This window comes from Streptomyces sp. A0958 (genome assembly GCF_004795035.1).
Lineage (GTDB): Bacteria > Actinomycetota > Actinomycetes > Streptomycetales > Streptomycetaceae > Streptomyces.
Genome location: NZ_SSBK01000006.1, coordinates 188,695 through 204,968, shown reverse-complemented (window position 1 = coordinate 204,968; position 16,274 = coordinate 188,695). Strand labels below are relative to the sequence as shown.

The following is a 16,274-nucleotide window of genomic DNA, read 5'->3' as shown; positions in this document are numbered from 1 at the left end:
GACGGCCCTGCGCGCGGTGGTCCGGGCGCCGGTCTCCCGGACGTTCTTGTGATCGGGCAAGGCCGGCTCCTTCACGTGCGGCGGTGCGGGGTTCCTGGATACACGGTGGGAGGCACGGGTGACCAGGTCGCAGCGGACACTGTGGAGGGCCCGAGGGGGCAGCACGCGACGGGGCAGGACTACCCCCGGCCGGGTAGGCGCCCGGCGCTTTCGTGCCGGGCGCGTGCTGCCCACAGCCGTACGGGACTCCGTCAGTCCAGGCGGCGGGGGCCGCCGAGGAGCCCGGCCTCGACGTCGGTCGGCTGCACCTTGACCAGCTTGCGGTGCTGGGGCGTGCACCACAGGACCATGTCGTCGCCGAGTTGGGACAGCGCCTCCGTGTTCGCCCGGGGCAGGCGCAGAATCCGGCCGAGGACCGCCGCCTCCTCCGGGGAGACCCGCTGGATGCCGACCAGGCCGGCATGCTCCACCAGCTTCGGTGCCGCCGGCCCCAGGAACGGCAGCAGCGTCAGCACGGACTGCCAGGGGCCGGGTGCCAGCCGGCTGCGCGGGGGACGCATGCCGCAGTCCCGTACCACCAGGACCGGGCTGGTGACCGACGCGCCCTGCGGCCCCACCTGCTTCACGTCGTGCACCGTCATGCACTGCTGGCCGCCGCCCGCGGCCTGCGCGAGCCCCGTCCACGCCTGCGGCCGGGCCGTTTCGACGGCGACCCGCGCACCGGTGCCGGCCGCACGCAGCGCCAGCACCTGCGCCGTCCACACGCTGCCGATGACGACGACGTCGAGCTGGACGGGGCGGAAGAGGCCGAGGACCGCGGGCTGCCCCTTCGCATCGGTGCCCGCCACGACCCCGTCGTCCCCGAGCGGCAGCCGCAGGGCGGCCAACTGCTCCACGGGCAGCGCGTGCCGGCCGCGGCGCGGGCCGAGCAGCCCGCGCCCGGCCCGGCCCCGCCCGGCCGCCGGCGGGGCGGAAGCGGCGGGGCCGGTGGCGGCGGCCGGGCTCGTACGGTGGACGGTCAACGGGTACCTCCGAGCGGCAGGGTGGCGAGCACACCGGGCAGTTGTTCGCGGTCCAGCCGTACCAGGCCGACCTTCACTCCACGCGCGGCGCGCTCCAACTCCCGTCTTACCGCGACCAGTTCCTCCGCCCCGCGCGCGGTGAGGCGGACGTGTCCGCTGACGGCCGGCGTACCGCCGGTCCCGCGCGACACCGTCAGACTGAAGGTGCTGACCGGAGCCGGCATCGACGTCAGGAGTGCCACCACCTGTGCCGACGCCGCAGCCCCCGCGCCCAGGTGCGGCCAGCGGCCGACCCAGTACGTCGTGTGCCAGCGGTCGTCGCAGCGCCAGGTGCGGCTGGACTCCGCGGTGCGCCGCACCGGCACATCCGACCGCACCGCCAGCGCGCTGGCCTGCGAGTTCACCCCGGCGGACGTCGCGAGGGCGGAGGTCAGCTGCGCCTCGGTCAGGATCGAGGCGTCGAACCCGGCCGCCGTCAGCCGGCTCGCCAGCTGGTCCGCGGCCCGCAACAGCGCGCGCTGCGCCCCGCCGAGCCCGCCGCCGCGCGCCTGCACCGCCTCCGGGCACAGCTTCGGGTCGAGCTTCAGGGCGATCCACGTCAGCCGGACCGCGGGCGTGCCGGCCTGCGCCTGGAGCGCAGCGTACGAGCGTGCCGCGGCGGCCTGTTCCGGCAGGTGCGGGCCGGGCGCGGGCTGCGTGTGCTGCACGACCTGCACCGACTCCAGCCGGATGCCGTCCACGTCCAGGGCCTCGTGCAGCAGACCGAGCTCCAGCGGACGCGTCTCACGGGCGGTGCGCAGCGGTTCGTCCCGCGGCTGCACGAGGAGCAGGGCCGTCAGGAACGTACCGTCGCCCACCATCCCTACAGCGCGCTCGCGCTGCCGGTCGGTGTAGGTGTACGTGCGCAGCGCCGCATCGCATTCGAGGACCGGTGCCAGCGCGGGGTCGACGCCTTCGGTGGACCACGGCCGTCGTGCGGCCCTCAGCCGTCCGCGCAGCGTCAGGTAAGCCTTGAGCCATTCCAGCACCGGCCGCCCACGCCACCGCAGAACCGCCATCAGCACCAGTACCGCCGCGACCAGTCCCAGCGGCACCAGCAGGACTCTGTTCGTCACCCACGCGATCAGCATCAGCGCGCCGGCGACCTCCAGCAGCACCACCTGGTGCAGCCGCACCCCACCGATCCGTCCAGGTCGCGGATGCAACCTCGTCACTGCGGTCGTCGTGCTGCTCATCCCCCGGTCTGTCCCTCCGTGTCACGGCGCTACGGCGTGTGCGAGCCGGACCCACGCTATCGGCACACCGGCCCGCGACCGCCCACTGTCCCACGCCCGGAAGCGAGCGCTTCGAACGGGGCCAGGCCCTGTCCGGGGCCGGACACAGGCGCCGGCGGACCGGCCGAGGCCCGCACCCGGACAGCGGCGGACGAGGACTGGCGGGCATAGTGGGGGCGGTTCGCGAGGCGTCCACAATCACGGGGAGAAGTCGGGCAGATGGCATCACGGCGTGACGAACTCAATGCCTACACCTTCGCGAAGAAGCGGCTGGTCGCCGCCTTCCTGCAGCCGTCGGCAGCGGGTACGGACGAGGCGGCGCCGCGCCCGCTGCGCGCCTTGGTGCCGGGAGTGGTGGTGGGCGCCCTGCTGCTCGCGGGCTTCGGGGCCTGGGGCATCTTCAAGCCCAAGGTCCCCGAGGGCTGGACCGACCCCGGTGCCCACGTCATCGTCGGCAGCGAATCGACCACCCGTTACGTGGTCCTGGAGACCAAGGGCGTCAAGCGGCTGCACCCGGTGCTGAACTTCGCCTCGGCGAAACTGCTTCTGGACCCGGACAACTCCTCGGTGATGCAGGTGCCGGAGTCCGAACTCGACAGCGGGAAGCTGCAGCGCGGCCCGATGCTCGGCATACCGTACGCCCCCGACCGGCTGCCCGGCGCGGACGAGGCGGGCCGCAGCAAGCTCTGGGCGGTCTGCGAGCAGCCGGGCGCCGGCTCCGGGGGCAGGGTGCAGAAGGCGGTCTTCCTGCTCGCCGACCGGGAAGCGGACAAGGTCGGCGGCAAACGGCGGCTCCACGACGGGCAGGCCCTCTACGTCGAGGTGGACGGCGGGGACGGCACCCGGTACCTGGTGGACGCGGACGGTACGCGGCACGCCATCGGGACCACCGGCGGTGACAAGCCCTCGGCCCGCGACGAGGTGCTGCGGCGGTCGCTGTTCAGCGAGGGCGCACAGCCCCAGAAGGTCACCAAGGACTGGCTCGGCACCCTCCACGCCGGTTCGGCCATCGACTTCCCGAAGCTCCCCGGCAAGGCCGGCGACCCGGCCGGCGTCAACGGGCTGGACCCGAGCCTGAACAAGGTGGGCACGGTGCTCAAGGCCGTCGCCGGCACCGGAATGCAGCACTACGTCGTCCTGCCGGGCGCGGTCTCGCCCGTCTCCGACCTCGTCGCCAGGCTGCTCCTGACGAGCCCGGAGGCGGAGGCGCTGGGCCAGAAGGCACAGGCCGCCGAAGTCGCACCGCAGTCCTTCACCTCGTCGCCGGAGGAGTTCTACGCGGCGAAGGGCTGGCCGAAGAGCGTCCCGACCCAGGCCAACGACACCTCGGCCCGTACCGGAACCGTCTGCAATGTGCTGCACGGCGTCAGTTCCAAGGGCGTGCCCGAACTGACCACCTGGGCCGGCCCCGGCTACCCGGTGAGCTTCCTGGACGGTGCCACCAGCGCGTACGTCACACCGGGCAGCGGTCTGCTGTACCGGCAGTTCAGCGGGGCGTCCCCCAGCACCGGGTCGATCTTCCTGGTGACGGACACCGGGCTGCGGTACGCCGTGCAGTCCAACAACGACAGCAGCGCGGACCCCTCGAAGATCGGCGAGACCGCGAAGCCCGAGACGGCCGAGGAGCAGGTGGCCGAGGTGAACCAGGCCCAGATCAGGCTCGGCTACAAGAACGTGAAACCGCTGCCGGTGCCGGAGAACTGGTCGAGCCTGCTGCCCAAGGGGCCCCGGCTCGACACCAACAGCGCGAAACAGCCGCAGAGTTCCTGAGGACGGAAGAGGAAGAGGAAGAGGGGGAAGCGCGAAATGATCAACCGCACCGCATTCCGTTGCCAGGCTCCTTCCGGATCGCGTTCCGCATCTCGTTCCCCGGCTCGCTCCGCAGCCGTCGCACTGCTTCTGACATGCGCGGCGAGCGTCGTCCTGCCGGTATTTCCGGCGGTGCCCGCGGCGGCCGAGGATTCCGTTCCGCAAACGGGTTCCGAGGGCAGCGGCGAGTGCACTTTCCCGATGCCGAAGCAGATTCAGGGCCGCCCCTGGGCGCTCCAGCGACTGGTCTTCGACCAGCTCTGGCAGGACACCAAGGGCAAGGGCGTCCGGGTCGCGGTGATCGACACCGGGGTCGACGTCACCAATCCGCAGCTGACGACCGCTGTCGACCGGAGCGCCGGAGCCGACCTGCTCACGGCGGCCAAGACCTCGGCCGGCTCGAAGGGCAAGGCCAAGGCCAAGGGCAAGGGCAAGAGCGGCGGCGGTGACGGGACGACGGACCTCGTCGGCCACGGCACCAAGGTCGCCGGCATCATCGCGGCCCGCCCGCGTACGGGCACGGGGTTCGTCGGTCTCGCTCCGGAAGCGACGGTCATACCCATCCGGCAGAACGACGACAAGGGCACCGGCACCGCGGCGACGATGGCCGCGGCCATCCGCCACGCCATCAAGAAGCACGCGCGGGTCATCAACATCTCGCAGGACACCGCCAAGCCCCTGCGCGCCGACTCAGACCTGGCGCTGGCGGTGCGCGAGGCGCTGAGGAACGACATCGTGGTGGTCGCCTCCGCAGGTAACGACGGGCTCACCGCCCAGGTCAAGGCGACCTATCCGGCGGCCTACCCGGGCGTGCTCGCGGTGGCCGCCTCGGACCGCAACGACGAGCGGGCGCCGTTCTCCCAGACCGGCGACTTCGTCGGGGTCGCGGCACCGGGCGTCGACATGGTGTCCACCGTCCCGAAGGGCGGCCAGTGCGTCGACAACGGCACCAGCTTCTCGGCCCCGTACGTCGCCGGAGTCGCCGCCCTCATCCGGGCCAAGCACCCGCGCTGGACGCAGGCCCAGGTGGTGGCCCAGATCGAGCAGACCGCCGAGCGCGCGGTGAACGGACGGGACGACTTCATCGGGTGGGGGGTGGTCGACCCGGTGCGCGCCCTCAACGACGACGAGCACCCGGTGAAGGCGCCGACCCCGGACCGCGCGGTGTCGGACGGACCCGTGGGGCCGGAACCGGTCGCGCTCCAGCTGCGTGAAACCAGGCAGGAGCGGATGACGCGGATCTCGACCTACGTGCTTGCCACGACGGGCCTTCTCGTCGCGGTGATCGCGGGTGTCGCGATCACGATGCGCGACCGGCGCCGTCCGTGAATAGATGAATGCCAAACAACTTGCTGCAAACATAAGCATGTTGGAATCGTTGGCCATCACAGCTAAAGTGATAACCGCAAAATTGCGGTCCGATCTGGACGCGGTGTCCGACGGTCTGGCAGCCAGCAACATCCAATTCATGGGGGAAGGTGCGCTATGGGAGACAAGCTCAAGCTTTCAGCCGGAGAGATCAACCAGCTCATCAAGGATCTCGGCCACATGCACGAAACGCTCGAGAGCAGGATCACCGCCCTCAACGGGGTCATCGACTCCGTCGAGGGTCACTGGAAGGGTGTCGCGGCCAACGCGTACAACGGCCTCCAGACGCAGGTCAACCTCGATGTGCGCAACCTGAAGGAGCTTCTGGCCTTCACCCACGAAGCCGTCCAGATGAGCCGCGACGGCTTCGACGCCGAGGAGGTCGAGCGGCTGAACAGCTTCAAGGGCATCGACGGCGCCGACCACACGGGCAGCAACGGCATCCTGGACCGGTTCCAGGTCTCGTAACAGCCGACCCGACCCGCCCTCATTCCGTACCTTCGCGTCAGGAGACCATTCCATGGAGATCACGTACTCAGGGGTCGTCGAGGCCTCTAACCAGGTCAGGATCACCGCCAACACCATCAAGGGCCAGCTGGACGAACTGAACGGCAGGGTCAAGGCCGTCGTCGCCACCTGGGACGGTGAGACACAGCGGGCGTTCTACGACCGCCACAGCGGCTGGGACGTCAAGGTCAACCACATGCACGAGACGCTGCTGAAGATCTCGACCAAGCTCATGGAAGCCACCGAGGGCTACCACGCCAACGACCTGGCCCAGTCCCGCCGCTTCCACGGCTGACGCAGGCCAGATGAACCGCAACGGAACCGGCACGCCGTGGGTGCGGGGCGCGGACCCTGCGACCGGCACCCACGCCTGCGGTACCGCGGCACTTTAGGGGAGGTGCTTCCATGGGATCGCGACTTCCGGACGATCCGCCACTGCCCGACAACGGCAAGGGCAAGGGCGCGCCGGACCTGGACACGCCGAGCGAGTCCCTGAAGAGCTTCAAGACGCGGGTGGACAAGCTCCTCACCGCGCTCGACGGCTCACCGGCCGCCCACAGCCGCATCACCGAGCAGAAGGTCACCGCCGCCGCGTACGGCACGGGCTTCCCGGAGGCCATCGGGCTCTCCGGCACCTACGACATCGTGCACGCGCGCCTGACCGAGCTCTCCAGGACGCTCGGCGAGCAGCTGGAGGCGATGGGCATCACGGTCGACCTGGCCGACCGCGGGTACCAGAACGTCGACCAGGAGTACGCCGAGCGCCTGCACGCCATCCAGAAGCGCGTCGAGGTCGGCTACCGGAAGCCGGGTACGGACCATCCGGAGACCGGACTGCCGAAGGACGACGAGGCCACCGGCAAGGGCTCTGTCACCGATCAAGAAGGTTTGTAGGCAAGGGAAGTGCACGGGGGAGAGGGATAACCATGGGGGACAAGGGCAAGCTGCCGCCGCTCAACGCCTGCTACCTCACGACCGACTTCGAGAACATGTCGTACGAGGACATGCTCGCCATGGTCCGCGGTGTGGACCCCACGGCGATCATGGCCCGGGGCACGGCGCTGATCGACGCGCAGACCGAGATCGAGAAGATCGGCACCGAGCTCAAGGAGCACGTCAGCCGCACCACGTGGAAGGGCAAGGGCGGCGACGCCTTCCGCGAGTGGGGCGACGACTTCGCCAAGGAGACCATCAAGCTGGCCGACTACGCCGGCGCCGCGGGCGCTTCCCTGCAGACGGCCGGCCAGGCGCTCAGCGAGGTCAGCAAGGTGCTTCAGGGTCATTCCGACGCCACGTCCATGTGCTACGCGGACGAGGCGAAGGAGAAGGCCCGGCTGGAGGCCGTCGAGAAGGCGCGGAACGAAGCGATTCCGCAGATGAACAAGCTGGCCTCGTACTACCTGATGGCGCAGCAGACGATCTCCGCGCAGGACGAGCCGAACTTCAAGCCGCTGCCGGAGGCGGTGATTCCGGACAGCCAGTACGAGACCTGGAAGTCGGGCTACGGAGTCTCCGGGGGCGATTCCGGCACGCAGTCGGTGTCGGGTGTGCCGAGCACCGGCCCCTCGACGGTCGGCCACCACTCCGTCACCGCGCAGCCCGTCGACGCCAGTACGTCGTCGGTCAACAGCGTCTCCGCTCATGTGCCGCAGCACGTCAACGTGGTGTCCGGGGCCCCGGACACCACCGGGACGAACATCGACACGGTGACCATGCCGGACGCCCCACCGATTACGGCGACCCCGCCCACCGGCGGGCTCCCGCCGCAGAGCCCGGTCGGCGGCGGGGGGCAGAACCCGATTCCGCCGGTGGTCCTGCCCTCGCAGTCGGGTCCGCTCGGTCCCGGCGCCAATGGGGAGCGACGGACGATGCCCGTCGGCCCCGGCACCGACGGGAACCGGCGCACGATCCCTGTCGGGCCGGTGGGCAGGGGCGGTGCCGAAGGTGTCCGTTCGCCCGCGATCACCCGGACCGACACGGGCATCCACGGCGGGACGCCGGCCCGCAGCGTGACCGGCCCGGTCGGGAACGGACCGCGCGGAACGGTGATCGGCGGGGAGCGTCAGGTGACCAGCCACGGGATGATGGGTGGCCACGGCGGTGGCGCCGTCGGGTCGTCCGCCGGACGCGGCGGTGTCGGCGGCATCGGCGGCTCACAGCGCCTCGTCACCCAGCCCGGCGGCACGGTGCGGACACCGCGCGGCATGGGAACCGGGCGGGAGTTCACGCCCGGTGGCAGCGGCCTCGTCCGCGAATCGGCGCGCCCCGGTGCGATGGGTCCGATGGGCGGTGCGATGGGCGGGTCCCAGAGCGCGCGCCGGCGTCCGCAGCGCCGGGACGGCGAAAGCCCGGGCTACCTCGAAGAGGACGAGGAGACCTGGGCCACGGGGGACGACGTGGTCCCGCCCGTGATCGACTAGCAGCCTGTATCCGAGCACCGCGCCGGTGGGGCGGACAGAACACGAGTGGGTGGCATGAGGTCAACGGTCTGGCGACGGCGCGGGCGGACGTCGGCGGTGGTGTCCGCGCTGGGCGCCCTGCTCCTCCTGGGCGGCGCCGTCGCCCCGGCCGCGACCGCGGACACCATGCGCGACCGGGAGTGGTACCTGGACCGCATGCAGGCCCCGGCCATGTGGAAGGTCAGCACCGGCAAGGGGATCACCGTCGCCCTGCTCGACACCGGGGTGATCCCCTCCGTCCCCGAACTGACGGGGAAGGTGCTCAAGGGCAAGAACTTCGTGGAGCCCGAGCGGGGAGCGCACAAGGACAAGGACGGGCACGGCACCGCCATGGCGATGCTGATCGCCGGCAACGGGGTGAACGACCAGGGCGTGAAGGGCCTCGCGCCCGACGCGCGCATCCTCCCGCTCACCGTCTTCGGGTCCTCCAAGGAGTCGGGCACCAACAGCATTCCGGCACTGGTCGAGGCCATCCGGTACGCCGCCGACAGCGAAGCCAAGATCATCAACATGTCGTTGGGCTTCGAGTACTACATGCTCGACGACAAGGAGCGGAAGCTGCTCCAGGATGCGGTGGATTACGCCATTGAGCACGGAAAGCTGCTTCTGGCGGCCACCGGTAACCGGGGCGACAAGGAGAACGATCCCTCGTACCCGGCGGCGAGTCTCGGCGTTGCCGGAATCGGGGCCATCGACAAGACCCTCACGGTGACGAAGTACTCCGTGTCGGGCCCTCAGGTGGCGCTCGCCGCACCGGGCGAGAACATCCCGATCCTCTGCGGCGGCGGGATGGCCGGGTACTGCGACAGCGGTGGCACCAGCCAGGCCACCGCCATCGCCTCCGCGTCCGCCGCCCTCATCTGGTCCATGCACCCGGACTGGACCGGCAACCAGGTACTGCGCGTTCTCATGGACACCGCGGGCAAACCGACCGAAGGCAAGGTTCCCAGCCGCTACCTCGGCTACGGCACGGTCCGCCCCCGGATCACCGTCCTCGGAGGCAAGGTCGACCCGGGCCCCGCCGACGTGAACCCCCTGGTCGCGGCCCGCGCTTCCGCGTCGCCGTCGCCCAGCGTCTCCGCTTCCGCGTCCCCCTCGGAGGACCCGAAGCCCTCCGCCAGCCCCGCGGCGAAGGACGACGACGGACAGGGCGGCACGGACACGACCGTCTGGATCGTCGTCGGGGCGGTCGCGGCGGTGATCGTCGTCGGCGGCGCGGTGCTCCTGGTACGCCGGAGGAGTACCGGCTCGACCTTCTGACACCAAACCCCATCTGCGTGCGCAGAGGCTAGGAGGAGGCACCATGGACGATGAATTCATCAAGGGCCTGCAGCAGTTCCAGCAGCATGCGCTGGGCCTGCAGAGCCTGATGACGGACATGCAGAACCGAATGCCCCAGGGTGGCGAAGGGTCGGACCCTCAAGGTGCCGTGACCGTACGGCTGGCATCGGACGGGCTTCCGGAATCCATCACGGCCGCTACGGACTGGCAGCGCAGGCAGGGCCCGGAAGCCATCGGAGGCGCCGTGGTCGATGCCTACGGCGTGGCCATGAGCGAACAGATGTCGGGATGGGCCCGAGCCTTGGAGCGGAGCGACTGGCAGGCCAAGGCCGACCGTCTCGACGGACCGATCGGTCAGCTCGGCCCTTCGTCTGTTCCCGCGACTCCCCCCGAGATTCCCGAGCGGGACCTGCGTTACGTCGTCGCTCGCCCCCTCGACGAGCTGGCCGAGGATGTCCTTTCGGCCTTCGACGTGCTGGACCGGATGGACGAGACGGCATCCGAGCCGGCCGAGGTTGAGGGAACGTCCGCCGGCCGCCATGTGACCCTCGTGGTGACCAAGGGCGCTCTGCGCTCCTGTGAGGTAGATCGGCGATGGGCGGCCGGACAGTCGTACATCGGACTGAACCAGGCTTTTGAAGAGGCACTCGGAGATGCCAGGGACAAGCTGAGCGGCACTGAGGCTGTCGGCGCGAACGGCATTGCAGGCCTGCAGGTGGACAGTTTGCTTGATGAGGCGCTGGTCATACTCCGAAATCCGCAACGTTTCATTGACTGACTTTCGAAGGGCAGGTCGAAATGGCGGATCTGAAGCACATAACCGATGCGCTGCGGACCGAAGCGAGAATGTGGGACGAGCAGAGTGTTTCCGTGGGGGAGGTGGCCCGTGCGACTGATGGGATGAGACTCACACGCCTCGAGGCCGGCCTCTTTTTTCTGGTTGTCTCCAACTACAACGAGGCCATCGATCACATCTCGGCCCGATGCTCCGAGGGAGAAAGCCGCATGGCGGAGGTCGCGGATGCGTTGATCAGGAACGCGAACGCCTATGACAATCACGAGGTGGAAACCACCAAATCCGTCGAAGATGCCTACTGATAAGGAAAACTTGCAGTGGCGTTCAATGTGGCTCAAACGCAGGCGACAGTGGAGAAGTTGAACTCCGGCGTTACGAAGATGTCGGCCAAGTTGGATCTCATCGGCCCGGCCGTCGAAAAAGCGATGAACCATTGGTACATTCCGGATGCCGTCGCCAAGCCGGTGATCTGGGCTGCAAAAAGATTGATAGAGCTGGGGTGCCGAATCCGGGACAAGGTCATCGAATGCCTCAAGGGCGCTGCCGCGCCGGTGATGTTTTTTTTGGATGCGCAGGAGTGGCAAGGTCCGTCGATCCGGGGCAAGGTGTCGGGCGTTGCCGGAAACGTTGCGGGGGAAGCGCTCAAGGCGCCCCTCACCTGGACGGGCGAAGGTGCCACGGCGTACGTCGGGGCCGTGAAGGGCCAGCCTCTCGCAGCCACTCAGATCGAGACGACGTCCGATAAGCTTGCCACGGCATTGACGCTTTGTGCGGTGGCCGGAGCGGCATTCTATTTGGCGCTGCTGGCCGTTCTGATCAAGGCCATTCTTGTCATGGTCGCGGCAGCTGCTGCCGCGGCGACTGGTGTAGGTGCGCCGATGGGCTTTGCGGCGGCCGTAGTTGAAGCGCTGACGGATTTCGGCATCATCTCCGGACTCGTGGTGACGCTGGCAGGTACGGTGACAGCGCAGGCTGGGCAAATTTCCGTTGCCAAGGGTGAAGCAAACGACAACAGTGCCTTCCCGGGAGGTAAGTGGCCGTCCGCGATAGTTTGATGCGGGTGCGGTGCTGTCGAATTGGTTTTGCAAGCTCGGCAGTGCTTGATGATGCCGGGAGGCAGGTTCTCTGAAAGACAGGTGATGGTTTCGCATGTACTGGATTCGAGTACCGCTTTGGTGTGCCTCCCTGGCCTGCTTGTATGTGGTGTTCGCTGTTCGGCCTCATAGTCTGCCGTTGACGATCCTTCTTTACGCGCTTTTCGTTCTCCTTCCGAGTTTGGGCGAGGGGTACGCGCAGCGGCGGCGCCAGAAGGACTGGTACGGAAAATTCGGCTCCATCGACGCGTTGCGGTCGATCGTGACGGACGAGGCGGAACTTCGTCGGATCCGTGACGAAAAGGGGTTGCTGGTGGCTGCCCGCCGGTTCAGGCGCCAATTTCCTCGGTGTCCCTTGCCCGAGGCCCTGAAGCTGGTTCAGTCGCTGTGACCACTCCCGCCCACCCCCTCGGCGTCGCGACCCGGGTACGTACGTCGCCGGGCCCTGGCCCGTGGGCAACAAGGGCCGCGCGCGCGGGACGGGCGCCCCGGCGTAGCGGAGCAGGCGCCCCGGCGCGGCCCGCCCCTCAGTCCACCTCCGGCTCCAGCCACCCCGTCTGGATCAGGGCCGGGTTACCCCGGCGGGCCACGAACATGCCCCGGCCCGGAGGCAGCGGGCGGCCCTTCACGGTGCCGAGGAGCTCGCCCTCGTTGGGGTGGCCGGACAGGACGACGCCCTGCGCGCCCAGCTCCTTGAAGCGCTGCATGAACGGCTCGTACGAGGAGCGGCCGGCGCCCGCGCTGCTGCGGGCGATGATGAAGTTGACGCCGGTGTCCCGGGCGAACGGCAGGTTGTCGACCAGCTGGGCCAGCGGGTTGGCGGAGGACGTGGCCACCAGGTCGTAGTCGTCCACGATGACGAACGCCCGGGGACCGCGCCACCAGCTGCGGTTGCGCAGCTGCTGCGGGGTCACGTCCGTGCCGGGGGTGCGGCTGCTGATGAGGGTGTTCATGTCGCCCAGGTACGACTCGAACGCGTGCTGCGTCGTCGCGTAGCCGACCAGGTACGGCTCGGGCACGCACTCCAGCAGGCTGCGTCGGTAGTCACCGACGCAGATCAGGGCCTCCTGCGGGGTGTAGCGGGCGGTGATCTGCTGGATGAGCAGCCGCAGCAGGGCCGTTTTGCCGGACTCCGACTCGCCGAAGACCGCGAACAGCGGGTCGGTGTCGAAGTCGACGTACACCGGCGCGAGGTTCATCTCGTCGATGCCGATCGCGACACCGCCGCGCGTGGGGTCGGGGCCGGTCGGCAGGTCACGCGCGGACAGCATCCGGGGCAGCATCCGGACGGCCGGGGCGTGCGGGCCCGGCCAGTTGTCGGTCATCGCCCTGACGAAGGCGGCCGTGGCCTCGGACAGGTCGTCGCCGCCCCCGCCCGCCGAGTCGTCGATGCGCGGCAGGGCGCCCATGAAATGCAGCCTCTCCGCCGTCAGACCGCGGCCCGGGGTGCCGACGGGGACGTTCTTGGCGATCTTGCGGTCCAGTTCGGAGTCGGTCGGGTCGCCGAGGCGCAGCTCCAGGCGGTTGAGCAGCTGGTCCTTGAGCGCGGCGCGCATCTCCATGTACCGGGAGACGGTCGCGACCAGGTGGACGCCGAGGCCGAGGCCCCGGGCGGCGATGTCGGCGACGACGGGCTCCAGGAACTCGTAGTCCGTCTTGAAGGACTGCCAGCCGTCGATGACCAGGAAGACGTCGCCCCACGCCTCGTCCGGCAGCCGGCCGGCGGCGCGCAGCCGGCGGTAGGTGGCTATGGAGTCGATGTTGTTGTCCCGGAAGAAAGCCTCGCGCCGGTTGAGGATGCCGGCGACCTCGGCGACCGTACGGCGGATCTTCTCCGGGTCGAGCCGGGAGGCGACCCCGCCGACGTGCGGCAGGCCGCCGACGGCGATCATGCCGCCGCCGCCGAAGTCCATTCCGTAGAACTGCACTTCGTGCGGGGTGTGGGTGAGAGCGAAGGCGCTGATGAGGGAGCGGACGAGGGTGGACTTGCCCGACCGCGGGCCGCCCACGATCAGCATGTGGCCCGCGGCGCCGGAGAAGTCCCGGACCAGGGTGTCGCGGCGCTGCTCGAACGGCTTGTCCACCAGGCCGAAGGGCACGACGAGCGCGCCGTTTGGCTGGTACTCGGGCGCGTGCAGGCCGCGTTCGGGCGTGACCGCGAGCGGCGGCAGCATCCGGTCGAGGGAGGGCGCCTCGGTGAGCGGCGGCAGCCATACCTGGTGGGCGAGGGGGCCCTGACCCTCCAGGCGGCGGGCGATGACGTCGAGGACGGTGTCCGCCAGCGCGTCGGGGGTGGCGTGTCCGGGCGTGAAGGAGACGTTCGGCTCGGGCTCGGGGTAGTGGACCGCCACCGGGGCGGCGGTGAACAGGACGGGGCGCCGGTCGATGGCGAGTTCCCCGTTGCCGGAGACCGGGGCGGCCCCGGGCCGGTAGGTCCCCGACACGTAGGCGGCCTTGAAGCGGGTCATCCCCTCGGTGCCGAACTTCAGGAACCCGGAGCCGGGCACCGACGGCAGGTGGTACGCGTCGGGCACACCCAGCGCGGTACGGGACTCGGCGGCGGAGAAGGTACGCAGACCGATCCGGTACGACAGGTAGGTGTCCAGGCCGCGCAGGCGGCCCTCCTCCAGGCGCTGCGAGGCCAGCAGCAGGTGCACGCCCAGGGACCGCCCGATGCGGCCGATCTGGATGAACATGTCGATGAAGTCGGGCTTGGCGCTGAGGAGTTCGCTGAACTCGTCGATCACCAGGACCAGCGAGGCCAGGGGCTCCAGCGGGGCTCCGGCGGCGCGCGCCTTCTCGTAGTCGGTGAGGTTGGCGTAGTTGCCCGCCGACCGCAGGAGTTCCTGGCGGCGCTGGAGTTCCCCGGTGATGGAGTCCCGCATGCGGTCGACCAGGGTGAGGTCGTCCGCCAGGTTGGTGATGACCGCGGCGACGTGCGGGAGCTCGGACATCCCGGCGAACGTGGCGCCGCCCTTGAAGTCGGCCAGGACGAAGTTGAGCGTTTCGGAGGAGTGGGTGACCGCCAGGCCCAGCACCAGGGTGCGCAGCAGTTCGGACTTGCCGGAACCGGTCGCGCCCACGCACAGCCCGTGCGGGCCCATGCCCTCCTGCGCGGCCTCCTTGAGGTCGAGCATGACGGGAGAGCCGTCCTCGCCGACGCCGATCGGCACCCGCAGCCGGTCGGCCGTCGAACGCGGCCGCCACACCGTGCTGGTGTCGACCGCGGCCGGGTCGCCGATGCCCAGCAGGTCCGTGAAGTCCAGGTTGGCGAGCAGGGGCTCGTCGTCCTCCGCGCCGCTGCCCATCCGGAACGGGGCGAGTTGTCGGCCCAGCGCCTCCGCGGTCTCGACCGGCAGGAGGTCGGGTGTGCCGTGGTAGGAGGCCGCGGCCGACTCCAGCCGCAGCCGGCCCGGCCGTACGGCGATGTGCAGCCCGCCGCGGGGCTCGGCCAGCTCCTCCGGGACGACCTCCACGACGGTCACGCCCTGCAGGCCCTCCGCCGAGGCGAACAACGAGTCCGGCGGTACGACGCCGCCGTCCAGCACGAGGACCACGTGCGGCTGGTCCAGGAGCGGTGTGCCCTCGCGGTTGAAGCGGGAGCGGCCGTCCAGGGTGCTGTGGAGCAGCGCCTCGACCTCGGGCAGGTCGTCACTGAACAGCCGCTTGGTGCCGGCCCCGTCTGACGACCCGGGGACCTGGGTGTGCGGCAGCCACTTCGTCCAGTCCCACTGGTCCGTCACGTCCGTGGACGCCACCACCGCGACCACCAGGTCCTCGGGCGAGTGCAGCGCGACGAGGCCGGCCACCAGCGCGCGTGCGGAGCCGCGTACGGATTCCGGATCGCCGGAGACCACGACGTGGTAGAAGGCGCGGAGGGACACGGCCATGGGAAGCCGCTCCAGCGCACCGTGGGTGGCCAGGAACCGGTGCATGGCACCGGCCGACAGCGGTTCCAGCTCCTCCACGGGTGCGGTGGTCGGCGCGACCAGCGGTGTCCACAGCTGCTGCGGGCCCAGACCGACGCGTACCTGCCCGAAGTCGTCGTCGGCGATCCGCCGCTCCCACAGCCGCTCGCCCTCGGCGACCAGCGACCACAACTGGTCCGGGTCCGGGTGCAGATAGAACTGCGCGTCGCGCTGGGCCCGCGCGGTACGGCGCACCTTGCGCCGGGTCTGCGCGAGGTACTTCAGGTAGTCCCGGCGCCCCTCCAATGCCTCGCCCTGGGTGCCCTTGCGGTACCGCATCACCTGCGCCACCGCCATGGCGGCCGTCGACAGCAGCATCATGACGCCCATGATCTTCATGAACGGCTGGGAGCCGGGCATGAAGAAGAACACCACCGAGGAACCCATGCCGAGCATCGGCAGCAACTGCATGGCCATGCCCTCCTGCTGCCCGCGGGGCAGTTCAGGAGGCGATTCGAGCCGCAATTCCGTCGTGGACGCCTCGGGCGGCAGCGCGCGGGGCGGGCGCTTGACGACGATCTGGGTCACCGGCGAATCAGTCCCTCAGTGCGGCCCGGAGAGTTGTGGGCCGGCACCCCCGTGGCAGCGACCTACCTCCGCGCGCCGATCATCCTAATGTAGGCACGGAAAGGGGCCCCGATAGGGTGACGCCCTGCGGCCGTACGACGGGACTCTGCCGACACGGCCTTGCCCAGG

At 69.9% G+C, this 16,274-nt stretch carries 14 protein-coding genes; 11 read left to right on the top strand and 3 right to left on the bottom strand.

Features of this window, described 5'->3' with window-relative positions; translation table 11 throughout:
• Positions 1-251 precede the first annotated feature (251 nt).
• Positions 252-1,022 carry a hypothetical protein gene (locus E6P78_RS09215; protein ID WP_136203027.1) on the bottom strand — a complete coding sequence of 257 codons (771 nt, stop codon included), beginning with the start codon at positions 1,020-1,022 and terminating at the stop codon, positions 252-254.
• Positions 1,019-2,197: a type VII secretion protein EccE gene (gene eccE / locus E6P78_RS09210; protein ID WP_136203026.1), complete on the bottom strand. Its 1,179-nt coding sequence runs from the start codon at positions 2,195-2,197 to the stop codon at positions 1,019-1,021. The genes E6P78_RS09215 and eccE overlap by 4 nt, the downstream gene beginning before the upstream one ends.
• A gap of 318 nt (positions 2,198-2,515) precedes the next feature.
• Here eccE and eccB point away from each other — a divergent pair, with 318 nt between their 5' ends.
• The 11 genes from eccB to E6P78_RS09155 all read left to right on the top strand — a co-directional run bounded on the left by eccB (position 2,516) and on the right by E6P78_RS09155 (position 12,001).
• Entirely contained in the window at positions 2,516-4,066 is a 1,551-nt protein-coding gene (eccB, locus tag E6P78_RS09205; protein WP_136203025.1) for a type VII secretion protein EccB, read from the top strand.
• A 240-nt stretch (positions 4,067-4,306) separates the two neighbouring features.
• Positions 4,307-5,434 carry a type VII secretion-associated serine protease mycosin gene (gene mycP, locus E6P78_RS09200; protein WP_136203024.1) on the top strand — a complete coding sequence of 376 codons (1,128 nt, stop codon included), beginning with the start codon at positions 4,307-4,309 and terminating at the stop codon, positions 5,432-5,434.
• A gap of 156 nt (positions 5,435-5,590) precedes the next feature.
• Positions 5,591-5,941, top strand: coding sequence for a WXG100 family type VII secretion target (locus tag E6P78_RS09195; protein ID WP_136203023.1), 351 nt, complete (start codon positions 5,591-5,593; stop codon positions 5,939-5,941).
• 52 nt (positions 5,942-5,993) lie between these two features.
• Positions 5,994-6,275, top strand: a complete 282-nt coding sequence (locus E6P78_RS09190) for a WXG100 family type VII secretion target (protein WP_136203022.1) — start codon at positions 5,994-5,996, stop codon at positions 6,273-6,275.
• Positions 6,276-6,385: 110 nt separating this feature from the next.
• The gene (locus E6P78_RS09185; RefSeq protein WP_136203021.1) at positions 6,386-6,874 is read left to right on the top strand and encodes a hypothetical protein; all 489 of its coding nucleotides are present in this window, start codon (positions 6,386-6,388) and stop codon (positions 6,872-6,874) included.
• 32 nt (positions 6,875-6,906) lie between these two features.
• Positions 6,907-8,400, top strand: coding sequence for a hypothetical protein (locus E6P78_RS09180; RefSeq protein ID WP_136203020.1), 1,494 nt, complete (start codon positions 6,907-6,909; stop codon positions 8,398-8,400).
• Between the two features lie 54 nt (positions 8,401-8,454).
• A complete protein-coding gene (locus E6P78_RS09175) occupies positions 8,455-9,699 on the top strand; it encodes a S8 family serine peptidase (protein WP_240799123.1) in 1,245 nt (414 codons plus the stop codon).
• A gap of 43 nt (positions 9,700-9,742) precedes the next feature.
• On the top strand, positions 9,743-10,498 hold the full coding sequence (locus tag E6P78_RS09170; RefSeq protein ID WP_136203019.1) for a hypothetical protein: 756 nt from the start codon (positions 9,743-9,745) through the stop codon (positions 10,496-10,498).
• 20 nt (positions 10,499-10,518) lie between these two features.
• The gene (locus tag E6P78_RS09165) at positions 10,519-10,818 is read left to right on the top strand and encodes a hypothetical protein (protein WP_136203018.1); all 300 of its coding nucleotides are present in this window, start codon (positions 10,519-10,521) and stop codon (positions 10,816-10,818) included.
• 15 nt (positions 10,819-10,833) lie between these two features.
• On the top strand, positions 10,834-11,571 hold the full coding sequence (locus E6P78_RS09160; protein ID WP_240799122.1) for a hypothetical protein: 738 nt from the start codon (positions 10,834-10,836) through the stop codon (positions 11,569-11,571).
• A 178-nt stretch (positions 11,572-11,749) separates the two neighbouring features.
• Positions 11,750-12,001, top strand: coding sequence for a hypothetical protein (locus E6P78_RS09155; protein WP_240799121.1), 252 nt, complete (start codon positions 11,750-11,752; stop codon positions 11,999-12,001).
• Between the two features lie 136 nt (positions 12,002-12,137).
• On the opposite strand, the gene eccCa is transcribed toward E6P78_RS09155, so the two are convergent.
• Positions 12,138-16,106 (bottom strand): type VII secretion protein EccCa, encoded by a 3,969-nt coding sequence (gene eccCa / locus E6P78_RS09150; protein ID WP_136203017.1) that lies wholly within the window; start codon positions 16,104-16,106, stop codon positions 12,138-12,140.
• Positions 16,107-16,274 lie beyond the last annotated feature (168 nt).

Coding starts and splice junctions, on each gene's coding strand:
- eccB (WP_136203025.1), top strand. CDS start 2,516: ATGGCATCACGGCGTGACGAACTCAATGCCTACACCTTCGCGAAGAAG.
- mycP (WP_136203024.1), top strand. CDS start 4,307: ATGCCGAAGCAGATTCAGGGCCGCCCCTGGGCGCTCCAGCGACTGGTC.
- E6P78_RS09195 (WP_136203023.1), top strand. CDS start 5,591: ATGGGAGACAAGCTCAAGCTTTCAGCCGGAGAGATCAACCAGCTCATC.
- E6P78_RS09190 (WP_136203022.1), top strand. CDS start 5,994: ATGGAGATCACGTACTCAGGGGTCGTCGAGGCCTCTAACCAGGTCAGG.
- E6P78_RS09185 (WP_136203021.1), top strand. CDS start 6,386: ATGGGATCGCGACTTCCGGACGATCCGCCACTGCCCGACAACGGCAAG.
- E6P78_RS09180 (WP_136203020.1), top strand. CDS start 6,907: ATGGGGGACAAGGGCAAGCTGCCGCCGCTCAACGCCTGCTACCTCACG.
- E6P78_RS09175 (WP_240799123.1), top strand. CDS start 8,455: ATGAGGTCAACGGTCTGGCGACGGCGCGGGCGGACGTCGGCGGTGGTG.
- E6P78_RS09170 (WP_136203019.1), top strand. CDS start 9,743: ATGGACGATGAATTCATCAAGGGCCTGCAGCAGTTCCAGCAGCATGCG.
- E6P78_RS09165 (WP_136203018.1), top strand. CDS start 10,519: ATGGCGGATCTGAAGCACATAACCGATGCGCTGCGGACCGAAGCGAGA.